Genomic DNA, 16,859 nt, shown 5'->3' with positions numbered 1-16,859 from the left:
TCCGGCCGCTTTTCGAGGCGGCCGGATCTGAACTTGCGTCAGTCTTCGGCCTTCAGACCCGCCAGGTGCTGAAATTCAGCCACTACTTGGTCATAGACCGGGCGCTTGAAGGCGACGATCAGGCCGGGCAGTTCCACCATCGGCTTCCATTCCCAGGCGTCGAATTCCGGCTCGTGGCCACCCGGCGGCGGGTTGATGGCGATTTCGCTCTCGTCGCCATCGAAGCGGAAAGCGAACCAGCGCTGGGTCTGGCCGCGAAATTTCCCCCTGAGGCCGATGCCGATCAGTTGCGGCGGCAGATCGTAGTTGATCCAGTCTTTTGCCTCGGCGAGCAGCGTCACCGTCTTCATGCCGGTCTCCTCATAGAGCTCGCGATAGGCGGCCTCCAGCGGATCCTCGCCTTTATCGATGCCGCCCTGCGGCATCTGCCAGAGCTGCGGCGAGCCGTCATATTCGGAGTTGCCGATCGGAATGCGCTTGCCGGCCCAGACCAGCCCCTCGCGATTCAGCACCATAATGCCGACGCAGGGACGATAGGGCAGGTCTTCGGCTTTGACGGGTGAGTGAGGCTTGCTCATCTTCGTTCTCCAGCGGTCAGGGATATCTACTGCGCAATTCCGGACGGAAAACCGCTAACGCACTTTTCCTGGAGTTGCTTTAGGGTCGTCAGCCAGCGCCGAGATGGCGACGATCTCGATGCCACGCATGGATGCCTCCTGGCTCCATTTGCTGATGGCGTCGATGCTTTCGTCGAAGGCGGAGGCCACGCCGATCGCCGTGCCATTGCGGCGTGCGACGCGCTCCAGCTCGTCGAGCTTCTTCATGATCGCATCTTGCTGCAATTCGCCATCAAGCTGCATGTCGGCGAAAGCATGCGGCGTTTCCAGTGCCTTGGCGACAGTGCCGGACTTGGACTGCGCGGACGATCCGTCGTCGAGGAACAGCAGGCCGCGCTTGCCTATATCGCGCATGACGGGCTGGATAGCGTCGGTGTTCGACAGAAAACGCCCGCCGAGATAGTTCATCACGCCGGTATAGTTGGTGATTTTGCCCATCGCCTTGTGCAGGTTCTCGATGTTCCTGGCGGCGGGCTGCGAGGTCAGAAGCGTCTCAGGCCCGGGGTTGTTGCCGGGATAATCGAAAGGCTCGAAGGGCACCTGGATCAGGATCTCGTGGCCGCCGCGCCGAGCCTCCTGCATCCAGCGCTGCAGGCTGTTGCCGCTGGCGGCAAAGGCAAGCGTGATCTCTTCCGGCAGCTTCTCGATGGCGCGCTGCGTGCCCGTCTGGCTGAGACCGAGGCCGCTGACGACGATGGCGACCCGCGTACCACGGGCGCCAGACCAGGGCCGCGCATATTGGTCCATTGGTCTCAGCCCACTCGGTGCCGTGATCGGCAGCTTGCCGAAGGGCGAATCCTCCAGCAGGCTTTCGTTCGGCGTTGCCGCCATGCGCGGATCTTGGCCGATCTGGTTGGCATTGATCAGTACCGGACCGCTGCCGTCGCGCGCGGTTGGGCTGAACATGGTCACGACCGAGCCATCACTGGTGACGATGCGCGAGGTATTGGCGCCGGATTGCGGATCGACTTCGGTCAGGCTCGGCTGATCGGTTGCGGTGGGCTTGCCGTCGGCTGGCGGCGCGGGCGCCGTCTTCTCGGCTGTCTCGACCGGCGGCGGCGTTTTCTGGAGAGTGTCGCGCAGCAGCGCCGAATAGAGGGAAAAGCTGGCGATCGCGATCAGACAGAAGCTGGCAAGGAGGCGCCCGAAGGGCGGCCGCCGCCGCTTGCGGTCCTGTCCGCGGTTCTGGCCGAGCGGTGCATGCAAATCCGTTCCCAAAGTCCGTATCCACCCCAAGCGGGAAACTGTCTGCCCCAGACTCAAAACACGAAAGCATGATCCGAATAGATTTCGAATGAGATCGCGCTCATTCAGGCGGCGAGAGCGAGATGAGATCAGTCACCTCGCTCCGGATATGAAAAGCGCCGGGTCTGTTTCCAGCCCGGCGCTGTTTCCTTATTTGGAGGAAACCGCCTTTTCCGGATTCGGCGGGAAGGCCGGATCGGTCTTGGCGCCGCGCAGAAGGTCAAGCGCGTAGTTGAGCTGGAGATCGTCCTTCGGATCCGGCGGCACATAGGCGGCCGAGCCGGAGCCCTGGTCGGTCTCGCTCTGGCCCTTGATGTGGCCCGGCAGGCTGGATTCGCCTTCGGTCACCAGCTTGCCCTTCAGCTCGTCCGGCAGCGGTTGGTCGACCTTGATGTCCGGCGTGATGCCGGTACCCTGGATCGAACGGCCCGACGGCGTGTAGTAAAGCGCCGTCGTCAGGCGCAGCGCGCCGTTGCCATCGCCAAGCGGGATAATCGTCTGCACGGAGCCCTTGCCGAAGGACTGGGTGCCAACGACGGTGGCGCGGCGCAGATCCTGCAGGGCGCCGGCGACGATTTCAGAAGCAGAAGCCGAGCCGCCGTTGATCAGCACGATGATCGGCTTGCCGTCGGTGATGTCGCCCGGACCGGCATTGAAGCGGCGGGTTTCGTCCGGATTGCGGCCGCGGGTGGACACGACTTCGCCGCGCTCCAGAACATCGTCGGCAACATTGATCGCCTGGTCGAGCAGACCGCCCGGGTTGAGGCGCAGGTCGAGGACATAGCCCTTCAGCTTGTCGGCCGGGATATCCTTCTTGATCTTGGCAATCGCGGCCTCGAGATCCGGCGTGGTCTTTTCGGTGAAGGAGATGATGCGGAGATAGCCGACATCGCCCTCTTCGCGCGACTTCACGGCGGCAACGGCGATCACGTCACGGATGATGGTGAGTTCGATCGGCTTGTCGGCGCCCTTGCGCATCAGCGTCAGCTTGATTGGTGTCTTGACCGCGCCGCGCATCTTTTCGACGGCGTCTTCCAGCTTCAGGCCACGCACGGACTGGCCATCGATGGCGGTGATATAGTCGCCGGCGAGAACACCGGCCTTGGCGGCGGGCGTGTCGTCGATGGGGGTGATGACCTTGACCAGATCGTTGTCCATCGTCACTTCGATGCCGAGACCGCCGAATTCACCCTTGGTCTGGGTGCGCATGTCGTCGGCATCCTTGGCATTCATGTAGCTCGAATGCGGGTCCAGCGAGGTCAGCATGCCGTTGATGGCGGCTTCGATCAGCTTGTCTTCCTGGGGCGGCGTCACATACTGCGCGCGCACACGTTCAAAGACATCGCCGAAAATCGACAATTCCTTGTACGTGGAAGAACCAGCGGCTTCCGCCGGCACTACCGCCGTGTAGATAACGCTCATCGCGGTCGCACCCATCAATGCGCCAACGAGAACAAGAGAAGCCCTACGTATCATTGCGTGCCTTTCCAGTATCCTTTGAGGTCCACCAGGGTCGAGAATCGACCGGCTTCCCATCTTTTCGAAATTCAATGTAAAGCGTTGGCCGATCTGTTTCCAGCGCCAATGCAGTCGCACTCGCGACTCTTTTTTGGCCCATCACCGCGAGCGGCTCGCCGGCGAAAACAAATTTGCCCAGACGCGTCTTGATCGCGTCCATACCCGACAGCACCATATGGTAGCCGTCGCCCGTGTCTAGAATGACCATCTGGCCGTAGCTGCGAAACGCGCCGGCGTAAACGACTGTCCCATCGGCAGGAGCGGTGACGAGTGCATCGGGGCCGGTTGCGAGCGTGACGCCCATCGCCGTATGTCCCGTACCGTCGTCGTCGCCGAACTGGCGGAGAATATCGCCCGCCACAGGCAGCTCCAATTTCCGTTTAAGATCGGAGAACGGATATGCGGGCGCAATGCGGTTTTTATCGGGCACTCCGCTTTCGGCCAGGGCCTTGGCCTGCTCGCGCTGCTGATCGGTCAATTGTTCCCGGCGGGCCTGTTCCGCCCGCGCCGCGGCGGCGGCGTCGCGCACCGAGCCGATCTGGCTTTCCAGCGAGGCGACGAGGCCTTCGAGGCTGGTCGCCTGGCCCGCCAGTTCCTCCGAGCGCTTGCGCTCTGTATCGAGTTTTGTGGCGTTCTCGTGGCTCAGCTTGTCGTTCTCGCTGAGCAGCAGGTCCATGCGCCGCTCCTCCTCCAGACTGTTGGTCATGGTGGTGGTGAGGTCGGTCTTCTCGGTGACGGTGGCGGCGTGCAGCTTGCTAAGATCGGTCAGGTCGGCGATGAGCTTGTCCGTCTCCTTGCGCATGCCGGGAACGACGGCGCCGAGCAGGATGGCGCTGCGCACCGAGGCAAGCGCATCGTCGGGCGTGACCAGCAGCGCCGGCGGCGGGTTGCGGCCCATGCGCTCCAGTGCTCCCAGAACCTCGGCCAGCAGCGCGCGGCGGTCATGCAGCGACTTGCGGATCTTGTCTTCCTTGACCGCGAGATCGGTCAGCGTCTTTTCGCTCCGCTGAATCTTGCGGTCCAGATCCCTGCGACGGGTGGCGCTGTCGATCAGTGCCTGGCGCAGGCTGGTGGTGCTCTTGTCGAGCGCGGCGATGCTGTCTGTCAGGGCTTTCGTCTTGTCGGAGGAAAGGTTGATCGTCTTCGACAGATCCTCCAGTGCCGCGCGGGTCTCGTCGCGCTTGCGGGAAAGCTCGGCGGCCGGATCCGGCGCCTGTTCCGCTGGTGGTGGAGCGGCGGCAGGCTGGTCGATCGTCGCCTGCGAGCCGCCGTCTTCTTGTGCCAGTGCCATGTCCCGGAACTGAAATGGCCCCGCCACATAGGCACCGACGCCAAAGCACACCGCCAGGGACGGCAGCAGCAGGCGGGAAAACGTGGGCGGGGTTTTTCTCATCCAGTCGGTTCGGGCTTGGTCCCTTTAGATCGCGTGAAATTAAGCTGATTTGCCGCGATTACCTAGGAAGCATCATCATTTTTCCGGCGGGAATCAAAACACGCCTGTGTGAGCGTTCCGTTAACGCAAAACGGCGGAAAGCCAAACTGTTTTCGAGGAGCCGGATCTGCGGCGGCGGACGGTCAAACCCGGTGGTAGGGGTGTCCCGACAGAATGGTGACGGCGCGGTAGAGCTGTTCGGCGATGAGAATGCGCACGAGCTGGTGCGGCCAGGTCATCTTGCCAAGGCAGATGGTGGCGTCGGCTTTGTCGTAAAGAGAGGGATCGAGGCCGTCGGCGCCGCCGATGGCGATCGTCAGGTCGCGCTTGCCCTGATCGCGGAAGGTGCCGAGCAAAGCGGCGAAGGCTTCGCTGTCGAGCGCCTTGCCCCGCTCGTCGAGGAGAATGAGGATACCGCCGTCCGGATGCGCTTTTTGCAGCAGAACCGCCTCTTCGCGCTTGCGTGTCTCGCCGTTGGAGGCACGACTTTCGCCGACCTCGGTCATCCGTGCCAATTCCAGGCCGATCGCCGGACCGGCCTTGGCGAAACGGTCGAGATAACGGGCCGCAAGATCCTTTTCAGGGCCGGTTTTCAACCGTCCCACGGCAAAAAGACCTATTCGCATTCCCACTCCCAAGCATATCCGCCGTTATGGCGGCACGCATATAGACTGTTGCCGGACAATCATGTCCGGCGCTTCAAAATAGCCTGCCGGGACCGGGAAATGCTTCCGGGAACCGGTTAGTGCAACGTGCCCTCGTCAAGGTCAGGCGCGGCCCACATCTTTTCGATGTTGTAGAACTCGCGGATCTCGGGACGGAACACATGGATGATGATGTCACCGGTGTCGATCAACACCCAGTCACCGCCTTCGAGGCCTTCGACGCGGGGAGAGCCCAGGCCTTCGTCCTTGATGTCGGTGGTCAGGTGGTCGGCAATCGCCAGGACATGGCGGCTCGAACGTCCGGAGACAACAACCATGTGGTCTCCAAGCGCGGATTTGCCAGCAATGTCGATGGTGACGATATTTTCGGCCTTGGAGTCCTCGAGGCTAACGAGGACGGCTTGCAGGGCTCGGGCGGCGGCATCGACGCCACGTTCCGGGCTCTTCGGGATAACGACTGGCGTTCTTCCCTTGGCGTGTACTGTTGTCAGTGCTTTTCCTTCCTTGAGTAACAGAACATGCACACAGGTGATCTGAGTCGATCACACTACAAAGATAGGCATCAAAGCATAAAGGTTTCAAGACGCCGGCTGGTATCTATTGGCCGTGAGGGCAAGCTTTTGTGTCAAAGGCCGCTTCTTTCGCACCATATATGGGCAATTGTTCGCTCAAGGAGCCGATTAAAGCTTCCAGTGATGTAATATCCGTCGAATTTGCGTGGCATGTACAGGCGCGCGAAGGCCGCGTATACACGAGAGCAGACCGAAACGCTCCGATGCCATGACCAAAGCTCCGCAACCATCTCTGAAGCCTATCCTCCGTGTCCATTTTTCGGGGCAGGACAGGCTTGGGCGCGGCAAGATGGAACTTCTTGAGCATATTCGCGAAACCGGCTCGATCTCGGCCGCCGGCCGCGCCATGGACATGTCCTATCGCCGCGCCTGGCTGCTCATCAGCGAATTGAATCACATGTTCCGGCAGCCGGTGGTCGAATCGCAGCGTGGCGGCCAGAAGGGCGGCGGCGCGGTGCTGACGCCGTTCGGCGAGGAGCTGTTGCAGCGGTTCCGCTCCATGGAAGGCGCGGTGCGCGCGGCAATCGCCGGCGATCTCGCATGGCTGGAGGCCAATCGCAGCGATGGCGACGAGGCTTCGGAGCCCTGATCGATCTTACGATTCGAGCGCCACGGTCTTGATGACCACATGGATGGGCAGTCCAACACGCAGATTCATGCGTTCGGCGGAAAATTGGGTGATGCGGGCGAGTACGATGTCGCCGCCGCAATCGACCTTCACCTCCACCGTGCCGTCGGCGGCAGCGCCCATCGCCAGCATGTAACCGTCGAGAATGTTGAGGGCGCTCAGGCCCTCCGGCCTGGCTGTCGCCAGCATGACGTCGCGGGCGGGAATATGGACGCGGACGGTCTTGCCGATACCGGCCGCTTCGCCGGGCACGAAGAGCTTTGCCGCCTTCAGCGCCACGATGGTCAGGCGATGCTGGTGGTCGATATGCTCGACGCGGCCTTCGAGCAGGACACCGGCGTCACGACGATCGCTCGCCTGCGGGCCGGAAAGCTCACTGAAGATCTCGACCGCCGGTCCCATCGCCTCCACCTTGCCGTCGCGCATGACGACGACGCGGTTGGCAAGCCGCGCCACCTCGGAGATCGAGTGGCTGACATAGATGATCGGCACCCTGGTTTCGTCGCGCAGACGCTCAAGATAGGGCAGGATCTCGGCCTTGCGGGCTTCGTCGAGTGCAGCCAGCGGCTCGTCCATCAACAGCAGCCGTGGCGACGATAAAAGCGCGCGACCGATGGCGACGCGCTGTTTCTCGCCGCCGGAGAGCTTTCCCGGCCGCCGATCGAGAAGCGCTTCGATGCCCAAGAGATCGACGACACCGTCGAAGCTTTCGCCGCGTTCCTTCTTCGGCGCGAACCAGCGGCCGTAATTCAGGTTCTGCCGTACGGATAAATGTGGGAACAGTCGTGCCTCCTGGAAGACATAGCCGAAGCGGCGGCGATGGCGCGGCACGAAGAGATGCTTGTCGCTATCGGCGAGTACGTCGCCGTCGAGTCTGACGCGGCCATGGTCGGGGCGGATGAGGCCGGCGATGATGCGGATCATCGAGGTCTTGCCGGAACCGGACCGGCCGAACAGCGCCGTAACACCGCCGTCAGTCGTGAAGGTGGCGTCGAGCGAGAAGGCACCCAACCGGTGGCGGATATCGACGGAGAGCGTCATTCGAAATCCACCCTCTTGCCGGCGAGATAGGCGAGGAATTCCGAGGCGAGCAGCGCCGCCATGGAGATGATGATGGCTATGATCGTCAGCCGCATCGCGCCGGCATCGCCGCCTGGCACCTGCGTGAAGGTGTAGATCGCCGAGGACAAGGTCTGCGTTTCGCCGGGAATATTGGAGACGAAAGTGATGGTGGCGCCGAATTCGCCCATGGCCTTGGCGAAGGACAGGATCATGCCGGCGATGATGCCGGGCAGGATCAGCGGCAGGGTGACGGTGAGGAAGATCCAGAGCGGGCTGGCGCCGAGCGTCCCGGCCGCCTCTTCCAACTTGCGGTCGACTGCCTCGATCGACAGGCGGATGCTCCTGACCATCAGTGGAAAACCCATGATGCCGCAGGCAAGGGCGGCGCCCGTCCAGCGGAAGGACAGCACGATACCGAGATACTGATCGAGCAATGAACCGATCGGGCCTTTGCGGCCGAAGAGGATGAGCAGGATGAAGCCGGTGACAACAGGCGGCAGGATCAGCGGCAGATGGATGAGGCCGTTGAGGATCGACTTGCCCCAGAATCTGCCACGGGCGAGCAGCAATGCTGCGACGATGCCGAAGGGCAGGCTCACCAGCATGGCGACGGTCGAGACGCGCAGGCTGAGCTCGATCGCCGTCCATTCGTCATTGCTCAAACTAAATGCGTCCAAGTCCCGCCTCGTAAAAACATGTCAGGCTCGCCCTCAGTTGGCGAGCCTGTGGTGATAAGCTCTTTGCCTATGGTCGAACGATGAGGCTCATCGCTTTAGGACTGTGAAGCCTTCATGCTCGAAGAACGGAACAGCCTTAGCCGATTTCAGATAGTCGACATAGGCCTGCGTATCCGGGTTGGTGCTGGTGGCCGTGATGGCGATCGGATAGACGATCGGCGGATGGCTGTCTTCCGGAAAGGTGCCGACGACGGCGACGCCCGGATCGGCGGCAACGTCGGTCTGGTAGACGATGCCATAGGGGGCTTCGCCGCGCGACACTAGGGAGAGGGCGGCGCGTACGCTTTCAGCGCCGGCGACCTTCTTTTCGACGGACGGCCAGATGCCGAGCTTTTCGAGCGCGGCCTTGCCATACTTGCCTGCGGGCACCGATTCCGGCTGCCCGATCGCCAGGCGTCCGTCGCCGAGAAGGCCGGCAAGGTCCAAGCCCTTTTTGATTTCGACCGGTGTGGCCTTGTCCTTGGCGGCCACGAGAACGAGCTTGTTGCCGAGCAGGTCGACGCGGCTGTCATCCTTGATCAGCTTTTTCTCGGCGACATAGTCCATCCAGTTCTTGTCGGCGGAAATGAACACGTCGGCGGGAGCGCCGTTCTCAAGCTGCTTGGCCAACGGTCCGCTTGCCGCGTAGGAGACGGTGACCTGCTTGCCGGTTTCCTTGGTGAAGGCGGCGTCGAGGTTATCGAGCGCATTTTTCATGCTGGCGGCGGCAAAGACGGTGATCTTGTCGGCGGCGAGCGCCGGTGCCGAAATGGCCGACAGGCCGAGCCAGGCGGCAGAGAGGGCGGCAGTTGCAAGTTTAAACCATTGGCGGCGACCGGTGGCCATCATATTTCTCCCAGAGATTGTCGAAATATCTTGAGAGATATAACGGCCGATGAAGCTTGGCTAGGGGATATATTCATAAAAATATAGCGCTACTGCGAGCTGTAACCACACGAATTTTATGGGTTTTCTCCGCAAGGTGCATATTGAGGGCACTTGCCCTTGCGCAAATGCATGGCTAGAATTGCCCAAGACGATAGCGAACGCTCACACCGTAAGACATATCGTAATGAATCGTGCAATTTCGCCATTATTTGCGAAGGCATGATTCTTGGAAAACGGCTGACTGTATGTGTGAATGATGTAAAATAAGCGTTTTTTGGGCAGGAATTTTTCATAGCTATGATCTAGGTGCATTGCTGCATTGCGCTATCGGCGATTTATCTTTCGGTCAAATCTGCTAGAACTTAAGCATCGGAACGGCGATCTCCTCCTCCCAATGCCTTCCGATATGGGTCAGCAACTCTCCTCCTCCCTGTTGCTGATCAGGTTTGAAAGCCCGACGGATCTCCTCCCCCGTCGGGCTTTTCATTTTTGGAGGTTTTTCCCGAAATCCTGCTTGATGCTGTGCCGATGCCGTTATTGCGCGGCGCGCAGGGCCGTCGAGCTTAGCGTCGAACGCCGACCGTGGATGAAGGTCCAGGCCGGTGCCCGCTTTTTCCAGAGCACGCGGGCATCGTCTTCGTCGACACGGGCATATTGAAACGTCTTGGCCATCTTCGCGGAGAGGTAGGAGAGGGTCGATCCCGGCCGGTCGATGACGGCGATCGGGAAGGTGCGGGCGATTTCTTGCCATTTCTGCCAGCGATGAAATGTGTTGAGGCTGTCGGCGCCCATGATCCAGATGAAATGAATATGGGTGTTGCGCGCCTTGATGTAGGCGAGCGTGTTGGCCGTGTAGCTCATGCCCAATGTCTGCTCGAAAGCCGTCACCTTGATGCGTGGATCATGGGTGATCGCCTCGCTGAGCGCGATGCGCTCGGCAAGCGGCGCCAGGTGATTGCGGCTCTTCAGCGGATTGCCCGGCGTTACCATCCACCAGAGCTGGTCGAGACCAAGCCGACGGATGGCGACTTCGGCCACCAGCGCATGGCCCTGATGCGGCGGGTTGAAGGAGCCACCGAAAAGACCGACCACCATGCCGCGTTCGGCATGCGGCATGCGCAGATGGCGGTAATCGATCTCTTCTTTCAGCACGTCAGGACCGTATCTGTCCGGTGCCGCGCACGCGGTATTTGAAGGAAGTCAGCTGCTCGACGCCAACAGGCCCGCGCGCATGCATCTTGCCCGTGGCGATGCCGATTTCCGCGCCCATGCCGAACTCGCCGCCATCGGCGAACTGGGTCGAGGCATTGTGCAGCAGGATTGCCGAATCGATCTCCGTAAAAAAGCGCTCGACCACGGCAGGGTCCTCGGCAATGACAGCTTCGGTATGATTGGACGAATATTTGGCGATATGGGCAATCGCGCCGTCAATGCCGTCGACGATGGCGACGGAGATGATGGCGTCGAGATATTCCGTCGACCAGTCCTCTTCCGTCGCAGCTTTCAGGCCCGGCACCAGCCGGAGCACCTCGGCGGAGCCGCGGATTTCGCAACTGGCTTCAGTCAGCCCATCGAGCAGGGGCTTCAGATGCGTTGCCACGACCTTGGAATCCACCAGCAGCGTCTCGGCCGCGCCGCAAATGCCGGTGCGGCGCATCTTGGCGTTGACGACGATCGCCTTTGCCATGTCGAGATCGGCGGAGGCGTCGATATAGACGTGGCAGAGGCCCTCGAGATGGGCGAAGACCGGTACGCGCGCTTCGTTCTGCACGCGCGCCACCAGGCTCTTGCCACCGCGCGGCACGATGACGTCGATCGTGCCTTCCAGTCCACGCAGCATGGCGCCGACGGCGGCGCGGTCGGTGACGGGCACCAGCTGGATCGCATGTTCCGGCAGGCCGGCGACCTTCAAGCCTTCGACCAGGCATTCGAGGATCGCCTGCGACGAGCGGCGCGAATCGCTGCCGCAGCGAAGAATCACGGCATTGCCAGCCTTCAGGCACAGTGCGCCGGCATCGGCGGTGACGTTCGGGCGGCTTTCGAAGATGACGCCGATGACACCGAGCGGTGTGCGGACGCGCTCGATCTTCAGCCCGTTCGGCCGATCCCAGGCGGCGATGACTTCGCCGACCGGATCCGCCAGCGCGGCAATGGCGCGGATGCCCTCGGCCATCTCGGCGACGCGCTTGTCGTTGAGCGTCAGGCGGTCGACGAAGGAGGCGAGAATGTCAGTGCCTTCGATATCCTTCAGATCCTTGGCGTTCTCGGCGAGGATATGATCCTTGCGGGCGAGGATGGCGTCGGCCATGGCATTCAAAGCCCGGTTCTTGCTCTCCGTCGAAGCAAAGCCTAACGGTCGCGACGCAGCCCGGGCCTTGCGGCCGATATCGTTCATCAGCGCGTCGATGTCGGGGCTTTGTGCGACGGTATCAAGCATGAGCTTCATCCTTCTTCAGTTTTTCGGCCTTCGTCTTGACGGACGCGGTCATGACGAGGTCGTCGCGGTGCACCATGGCGGCGCGGCCGGCATAGCCGAGAATTGCCTCGATCTCCGCCGATTTGCGGCCGGTAATCTGGCGGGCTTCCTCGGCATCGTAGCCGACGAGGCCACGGGCGATTTCCCGGCCGGAGGGACCGATGACGGCAATGGTGTCGCCACGGCCGAAATGACCGGTGACCTTGCGCACGCCGGCGGGCAACAGGCTCTTGCCGGCGCCGAGCGCGGTGACGGCACCCTCGTCGACATGCAGTTCGCCCGCCGGCTGTAGCTGCCCGGCAATCCAGGTCTTGCGGGCGGTAACGGGCGTGCCCGATGGCGCAAACCAGGAGGAGCGCGCGCCATTTGCAATGGCGTTCAACGGGCGCTCGGTCTTGCCCGACGCGATGATCATCGCGCAACCGGCACCCGTGGCGATCTTGCCGGCATCGATCTTGGTGCGCATGCCGCCACGCGACAGTTCCGAGGCGGCACCGCCGGCCATCGCCTCGATTTCGGGCGTGATGTCGGCGATCGTTTCGAGGAATTTCGCCTGGGGATCGAGATGCGGCGGGGCGGTGTAGAGGCCGTCGATGTCCGACAGCAAGATCAGCAGGTCGGCGCCAGTCATGGTGGCGACGCGGGCGGCGAGGCGATCATTGTCGCCATAGCGGATTTCGCTGGTGGCGACCGTGTCGTTCTCGTTGATGATCGGCACGGCGCCGATCTTCAACAACTGGTTGATGGTGGCGCGCGCGTTGAGGTAGCGGCGGCGCTCCTCGGTGTCGCCGAGCGTCAGCAAGATCTGGCCGGCGACGATATCGTCATGCGACAGACTTTCCGACCAGGCGCGCGCCAGCGAAATCTGGCCGACGGCCGCAGCCGCCTGGCTTTCTTCCAGCTTCAAGGCGCCGGAGGGAAGGTCAAGCACCGAGCGCCCAAGCGCGATGGCGCCGGAGGAGACGACGAGGACATCGACGCCCTTGGCCTTCAGCCCGGCGATATCGGCGCACATGCCATCGAGCCAGGTCTTCTTCAGGCCGGTCTTGCGGTCGACGAGAAGCGCCGAGCCGATCTTGATGACGATGCGGCGGTAGCGATCGAGCGACTTGCGGGCAGTCATCCCTGCTGCTCCCCGCCGTCACTACGGCGCTCGTGATCGCCGTCACGATCGTCATTGTCCTCACTTTCGTCTTCATTGCCGGAGGACGGCATATCGCGATGGCGCACCTTCAGCGCTTTCATCGGCGCTTCCTGCCCGGTATCGCCATTGGCTTCGACGATGATGTCGCGCAGAGCACGCAGCACTTCGGTCATGCCGCTGCCGGTAATGGCGGAGATGCAGAACGGCGTCTTGCCGCAGGCCCGCGCCAGTTCGCGCGTCTTCTTCTTCAGCGTTTCCGCGTCCACCACGTCGATCTGCGACAGCGCCACGATCTCCGGCTTGTCGGGGATGTCGTTGCCATAGGCCTCGAGCTCGTGCTTGACGGTCTTGTAGGCCTTGCCGACCTTCTCTTCCTGGGCGGAGACCAGATGCAGCAGCACGCGGGTGCGCTCGACATGGCCGAGGAAGCGGTCGCCGATGCCGACGCCCTCATGCGCGCCCTCGATCAGGCCGGGAATGTCGGCTAGCACGAATTCCTGGCCGTCGATGGTGGCGACGCCGAGATTGGGGTGCAGCGTGGTGAAGGGATAGTTGGCGATCTTCGGTCGGGCGCGGGTGACGGCGGCAAGGAACGTGGACTTGCCGGCATTCGGCAGGCCGACGAGACCGGCATCGGCGATCAGCTTCAGCCGCAGCCAGATGGTCTTCTCTTCACCCGGCAGGCCGGGATTTGCCCAATCCGGCGCCTGGTTGACCGAGGACTTGAAATAGGCGTTGCCGAAGCCGCCATTGCCGCCGGCGGCGACGCGGTAGCGCTGGCCCTCCCGCGTCAGGTCGCAGATCAAGGTTTCCTCGTCTTCCTCGAAGATTTGCGTGCCGACCGGAACCTTCAGCGTCACATCGGCGCCCTTGGCGCCGGCGCGGTTGCGGCCCATGCCGTGCGTGCCGATGGTGGCCTTGAAATGCTGCTGAAAGCGGAAATCGATCAGCGTGTTCAGCCCGTTGACGGCCTCGACCCAGACGTCGCCGCCGCGGCCGCCATCGCCGCCATCGGGGCCGCCGAACTCGATGAATTTCTCGCGCCGGAAGGAGACGCTGCCCGCGCCGCCGTCACCAGACTTGATATAGACTTTTGCTTGGTCGAGAAATTTCATGTTGCGTCCGTCACTCGGTATCGGCGCATGACTTTCCCGGATCGAACGGGATTGGGGAAAGCCTACGCGCGCTTTTCAATTGTTACCGCACCCTTTGCATATTCATCAGCATATGCAGCGCGGTCATTTGCCCGTCATGTCGCCTTCGATATAGGCGGTTCAGCCGGAGGTCAAAGATTATCGTGCGGTCGATGACCCATAACATCAAGGATCAAGCGATCAATTCTGTCGATGCTTCCGATCTTACATCCCGCGGATCAAGATTGAAGGCCGACAACGTCATCGCCGGCGGAACCGGCGATGACTGATTTTGAGGCTTCACATTGTCCGTGAGAGCCGCAGCGCGCCTGGTTTCAGCACGGTTTCGATATGCGGAACCATGGTGTTGCGGGCGAAGCTGTAGACCTCCGAGCAGCCGATGATCTCGAAGCCAAGCTTCTGTTGCAGCTTCAACGAGGCCGGGTTGTCGGCAAAGATGCCGGAAAACACCGCAACGTCGGGCATGCGTCGGGCAAAACGCTCGAGGGTGGCCCCGACCGCCTCGCCCATGACGCCGCGCCGCCAGTAGTAGCGGTTCAGCCAGTAGCCGAGATGCCAGCGGCCATGCCTGAGATCGATGCCGACCATGCCGATATGGACATCGTCTTTCTCGGTGACGGCTAAGTCCCATCCGGTGTCGAGGCCGGCTGTGTGCTGGACCAGCCAGTCCAGCGCATCCTGCCGGTCATAGGGCGTCGGCACGCGGGCGAGCATCCGCGTCACGGCGAAATCGGAGAGCGTTTCCGTCATGGAGTCGGCATCGCTCAGGCGGTGCGGCCGCAATGTCAGCCGTCCCGTCTGGATGACCGGTGTCGGTCCGGGCGTCGGCATCCTGGTGTCGCGGCGGTTGAGGGCGAGGGCGTTCATCTCAGACCTCCCCAGCTACGCAGCGATATCCAGGTCTTGCGGTCGAGCCGGTACCATTCGACCGATACCGTGCTGCCGAGCGCCAGCGACGCGGCCAGGCCGGATCCCTGGAACTGGAAGCCGCACTTCTGCACGACCCGTCTCGAGGCGACGTTCATGACCCGGCAACGGGCATCGATCTGGGCGATGTTTTCGCGCGTGCGGAAGACCATGTCGATCAGGGCATGGGCGGCTTCCGTCGTATAACCCTGGTTCCAGTGGGGTTCGCCCAGCCAGTAACCGATCTCGACGGTCTCCGGGTCGGCCGTTGGCTCGACGCCGCAGCAACCGAGAAAGGCGCCGTTTTCGGCTTTGGTAATCGCATAGACGCACTTGCCAATCTCGCCAAGTTTCGTGCGTCGCACGAAATCGGCGGCATCATTGGTCGTATACGGATGCGGCATACGCGATACCATAGTGGCGACGTTGGCATTGTTGGCAAGATGGGCAAGGGCGTCGATGTCTTCTTCGTGGGGCGCGCGCAGAACGAGCCTTTCCGATAACAAGACAGGGCAATCGGTCCTTAACCGCTCCGGCCTCAGCCGTTCTTCGGGAGACCTTGATTGGTCTTCCCTTAACAATTCGCCTTGCATGGTGCAGTCCTCCTTGAGGGTAAAGAAAAAGGGGAGATGGTGTCCCATCTCCCCTTTTCTTGACTGAACCTGATGCGTCAGCCGGGTCAATGAGACACCGGCTGTTTTCGAGCGCTACCGGTTATTCCGCTGCTTCCGCTTTCGGCATGACAGACACGTACACGCGGCCATTGGCCTTGGTACGGTAGTTCACATTGCCGGCCGTAAGCGCAAAAATGGTGTGATCCTTGCCGAGACCGACATTGGTGCCCGGATGCCACTCGGTACCGCGCTGACGCACGATAATGTTGCCCGCGATGACGTTCTCGCCACCGAACTTCTTCACGCCAAGGCGCTTGGATTGCGAATCGCGACCGTTGCGCGACGAACCGCCAGCTTTTTTGTGTGCCATTGGAGTTCTCCTTTAAACCTTGTCCCGTGATCTTACTTGGCAGCCACGATGTCCGTGATGCGGACAACCGTGTGATGCTGGCGATGGCCGCGCGAACGCTTCGAGTTCTGACGACGGCGCTTCTTGAAGGCAATAACCTTCTTGCCGCGGTTGTGCTCGACCACTTCGGCCTTGACGGAAGCGCCCTTAACGAAGGGAGCACCGATCGCAGCGTCGGCGCCTTCGCCGATAACGAGGACTTCGGTGAATTCTACGGTGTCGCCGGCGACAACTTCCAGCTTTTCGATGGTCAGCACGTCGTTGGCTGCCACACGGTACTGTTTACCGCCGGTCTTGATGACTGCGAACATTTTTTATCCTTTCATGTTCGTTCCGGCTCTCTTGCCCCAAGGGACAAATGGCCGTCTTTTTATCAGTCGAAACTTGGCAGGAATTTCAAAGGCTTGCGGCCTCAGGAAAGATCTGCCGGTGAAGCCCCGCACAAATCGGGGCGGCCAAGGCACGGACTTATCCACACCTATTGCGTTGCGGGGATACATAAGGGCCTCATATCTGTCAAGGCAAAAGGATGAAAAGCCTGAATATTCACCCTTGCCATCCCCCCCGTCTCTCGCTATGTAGCCCTCCGCGCTCAACGGCGCCGACCAGCATAACCGGAGAGGTGGCAGAGTGGTCGAATGCACCGCACTCGAAATGCGGCATGCCTGCAAGGGCATCGTGGGTTCAAATCCCACCCTCTCCGCCATAAACATGTGTATTATCATATATTTACGATGTTTATGCTTGCGATAGGTGTCGCGGGTTTTGGCTGGCTGCGATCACAATCGATCACAGGGCCACGCTGAAGGCGCT

General features: G+C 61.6%; 17 protein-coding genes, 1 tRNA gene and 1 pseudogene. 2 read left to right on the top strand and 17 right to left on the bottom strand.

What is annotated here, in order from left to right:
* Positions 1-38 precede the first annotated feature (38 nt).
* From EX00_RS02350 to rsfS, 6 genes and pseudogenes are all read right to left on the bottom strand, one after another.
* The gene (locus tag EX00_RS02350) at positions 39-578 is read right to left on the bottom strand and encodes an RNA pyrophosphohydrolase (protein ID WP_047453760.1); all 540 of its coding nucleotides are present in this window, start codon (positions 576-578) and stop codon (positions 39-41) included.
* Between the two features lie 54 nt (positions 579-632).
* The gene (locus EX00_RS02345; protein ID WP_047453758.1) at positions 633-1,835 is read right to left on the bottom strand and encodes a divergent polysaccharide deacetylase family protein; all 1,203 of its coding nucleotides are present in this window, start codon (positions 1,833-1,835) and stop codon (positions 633-635) included.
* Positions 1,836-2,012: 177 nt separating this feature from the next.
* On the bottom strand, positions 2,013-3,338 hold the full coding sequence (locus tag EX00_RS02340; RefSeq protein ID WP_047453756.1) for a S41 family peptidase: 1,326 nt from the start codon (positions 3,336-3,338) through the stop codon (positions 2,013-2,015).
* Positions 3,328-4,743 (bottom strand): murein hydrolase activator EnvC family protein, encoded by a 1,416-nt coding sequence (locus tag EX00_RS02335; protein ID WP_047453932.1) that lies wholly within the window; start codon positions 4,741-4,743, stop codon positions 3,328-3,330. Before EX00_RS02335 ends, EX00_RS02340 begins: the two co-directional genes overlap by 11 nt.
* A 212-nt stretch (positions 4,744-4,955) precedes the next feature.
* Positions 4,956-5,438, bottom strand: a complete 483-nt coding sequence (gene rlmH, locus EX00_RS02330) for a 23S rRNA (pseudouridine(1915)-N(3))-methyltransferase RlmH (RefSeq protein WP_047453753.1) — start codon at positions 5,436-5,438, stop codon at positions 4,956-4,958.
* 116 nt (positions 5,439-5,554) lie between these two features.
* A pseudogene (gene rsfS, locus EX00_RS02325) lies at positions 5,555-5,997 on the bottom strand (ribosome silencing factor).
* Between the two features lie 260 nt (positions 5,998-6,257).
* Here rsfS and EX00_RS02320 point away from each other — a divergent pair.
* On the top strand, positions 6,258-6,638 hold the full coding sequence (locus tag EX00_RS02320) for a winged helix-turn-helix domain-containing protein (protein ID WP_047453749.1): 381 nt from the start codon (positions 6,258-6,260) through the stop codon (positions 6,636-6,638).
* A gap of 6 nt (positions 6,639-6,644) precedes the next feature.
* On the opposite strand, the gene modC is transcribed toward EX00_RS02320, so the two are convergent.
* The 11 genes from modC to rplU form a co-directional block, all read right to left on the bottom strand.
* Positions 6,645-7,718, bottom strand: a complete 1,074-nt coding sequence (gene modC, locus EX00_RS02315) for a molybdenum ABC transporter ATP-binding protein (RefSeq protein ID WP_047453747.1) — start codon at positions 7,716-7,718, stop codon at positions 6,645-6,647.
* Positions 7,715-8,416: a molybdate ABC transporter permease subunit gene (gene modB / locus EX00_RS02310; protein ID WP_047453745.1), complete on the bottom strand. Its 702-nt coding sequence runs from the start codon at positions 8,414-8,416 to the stop codon at positions 7,715-7,717. Before modB ends, modC begins: the two co-directional genes overlap by 4 nt.
* An 87-nt stretch (positions 8,417-8,503) precedes the next feature.
* Positions 8,504-9,301, bottom strand: a complete 798-nt coding sequence (modA, locus tag EX00_RS02305) for a molybdate ABC transporter substrate-binding protein (RefSeq protein ID WP_047453743.1) — start codon at positions 9,299-9,301, stop codon at positions 8,504-8,506.
* A 576-nt stretch (positions 9,302-9,877) separates the two neighbouring features.
* A complete protein-coding gene (locus EX00_RS02300) occupies positions 9,878-10,459 on the bottom strand; it encodes a nicotinate-nucleotide adenylyltransferase (protein ID WP_234708957.1) in 582 nt (193 codons plus the stop codon).
* A 37-nt stretch (positions 10,460-10,496) separates the two neighbouring features.
* Positions 10,497-11,780 (bottom strand): glutamate-5-semialdehyde dehydrogenase, encoded by a 1,284-nt coding sequence (locus EX00_RS02295; protein WP_047453738.1) that lies wholly within the window; start codon positions 11,778-11,780, stop codon positions 10,497-10,499.
* Positions 11,773-12,942, bottom strand: a complete 1,170-nt coding sequence (gene proB / locus EX00_RS02290) for a glutamate 5-kinase (protein ID WP_047453736.1) — start codon at positions 12,940-12,942, stop codon at positions 11,773-11,775. The genes EX00_RS02295 and proB overlap by 8 nt, the downstream gene beginning before the upstream one ends.
* Positions 12,939-14,078, bottom strand: coding sequence for a GTPase ObgE (gene obgE, locus EX00_RS02285; protein WP_047453735.1), 1,140 nt, complete (start codon positions 14,076-14,078; stop codon positions 12,939-12,941). The genes proB and obgE overlap by 4 nt, the downstream gene beginning before the upstream one ends.
* A 318-nt stretch (positions 14,079-14,396) precedes the next feature.
* Positions 14,397-14,984, bottom strand: a complete 588-nt coding sequence (locus tag EX00_RS02280) for a GNAT family N-acetyltransferase (RefSeq protein ID WP_047453734.1) — start codon at positions 14,982-14,984, stop codon at positions 14,397-14,399.
* The gene (locus EX00_RS02275; RefSeq protein ID WP_047453732.1) at positions 14,981-15,616 is read right to left on the bottom strand and encodes a GNAT family N-acetyltransferase; all 636 of its coding nucleotides are present in this window, start codon (positions 15,614-15,616) and stop codon (positions 14,981-14,983) included. Before EX00_RS02275 ends, EX00_RS02280 begins: the two co-directional genes overlap by 4 nt.
* Positions 15,617-15,737: 121 nt before the next feature.
* On the bottom strand, positions 15,738-16,007 hold the full coding sequence (gene rpmA, locus EX00_RS02270) for a 50S ribosomal protein L27 (protein ID WP_047453730.1): 270 nt from the start codon (positions 16,005-16,007) through the stop codon (positions 15,738-15,740).
* A 32-nt stretch (positions 16,008-16,039) separates the two neighbouring features.
* Positions 16,040-16,357: a 50S ribosomal protein L21 gene (rplU, locus tag EX00_RS02265; protein ID WP_007698856.1), complete on the bottom strand. Its 318-nt coding sequence runs from the start codon at positions 16,355-16,357 to the stop codon at positions 16,040-16,042.
* Between the two features lie 305 nt (positions 16,358-16,662).
* Here rplU and EX00_RS02260 point away from each other — a divergent pair.
* A tRNA-Ser gene (locus EX00_RS02260) sits at positions 16,663-16,752 on the top strand.
* Positions 16,753-16,859 lie beyond the last annotated feature (107 nt).

This window comes from Martinezella rhizogenes (assembly GCF_000799715.1).
Taxonomy (GTDB): domain Bacteria; phylum Pseudomonadota; class Alphaproteobacteria; order Rhizobiales; family Rhizobiaceae; genus Rhizobium; species Rhizobium rhizogenes_C.
Note: the sequence above shows the minus strand (reverse complement) of the source record. Positions and strands in the feature narration are given on the sequence as shown.

What these genes read in the sequence shown, in the direction of transcription:
- EX00_RS02350 (WP_047453760.1), bottom strand. Translation starts at nt 578, where the DNA reads ATGAGCAAGCCTCACTCACCCGTCAAAGCCGAAGACCTGCCCTATCGT.
- EX00_RS02340 (WP_047453756.1), bottom strand. Translation starts at nt 3,338, where the DNA reads ATGATACGTAGGGCTTCTCTTGTTCTCGTTGGCGCATTGATGGGTGCG.
- rlmH (WP_047453753.1), bottom strand. Translation starts at nt 5,438, where the DNA reads ATGCGAATAGGTCTTTTTGCCGTGGGACGGTTGAAAACCGGCCCTGAA.
- EX00_RS02320 (WP_047453749.1), top strand. Translation starts at nt 6,258, where the DNA reads ATGACCAAAGCTCCGCAACCATCTCTGAAGCCTATCCTCCGTGTCCAT.
- modC (WP_047453747.1), bottom strand. Translation starts at nt 7,718, where the DNA reads ATGACGCTCTCCGTCGATATCCGCCACCGGTTGGGTGCCTTCTCGCTC.
- modA (WP_047453743.1), bottom strand. Translation starts at nt 9,301, where the DNA reads ATGGCCACCGGTCGCCGCCAATGGTTTAAACTTGCAACTGCCGCCCTC.
- EX00_RS02300 (WP_234708957.1), bottom strand. Translation starts at nt 10,459, where the DNA reads ATGCCGCATGCCGAACGCGGCATGGTGGTCGGTCTTTTCGGTGGCTCC.
- EX00_RS02295 (WP_047453738.1), bottom strand. Translation starts at nt 11,780, where the DNA reads ATGCTTGATACCGTCGCACAAAGCCCCGACATCGACGCGCTGATGAAC.
- proB (WP_047453736.1), bottom strand. Translation starts at nt 12,942, where the DNA reads ATGACTGCCCGCAAGTCGCTCGATCGCTACCGCCGCATCGTCATCAAG.
- obgE (WP_047453735.1), bottom strand. Translation starts at nt 14,078, where the DNA reads ATGAAATTTCTCGACCAAGCAAAAGTCTATATCAAGTCTGGTGACGGC.
- EX00_RS02280 (WP_047453734.1), bottom strand. Translation starts at nt 14,984, where the DNA reads ATGAACGCCCTCGCCCTCAACCGCCGCGACACCAGGATGCCGACGCCC.
- EX00_RS02275 (WP_047453732.1), bottom strand. Translation starts at nt 15,616, where the DNA reads ATGCAAGGCGAATTGTTAAGGGAAGACCAATCAAGGTCTCCCGAAGAA.
- rpmA (WP_047453730.1), bottom strand. Translation starts at nt 16,007, where the DNA reads ATGGCACACAAAAAAGCTGGCGGTTCGTCGCGCAACGGTCGCGATTCG.
- rplU (WP_007698856.1), bottom strand. Translation starts at nt 16,357, where the DNA reads ATGTTCGCAGTCATCAAGACCGGCGGTAAACAGTACCGTGTGGCAGCC.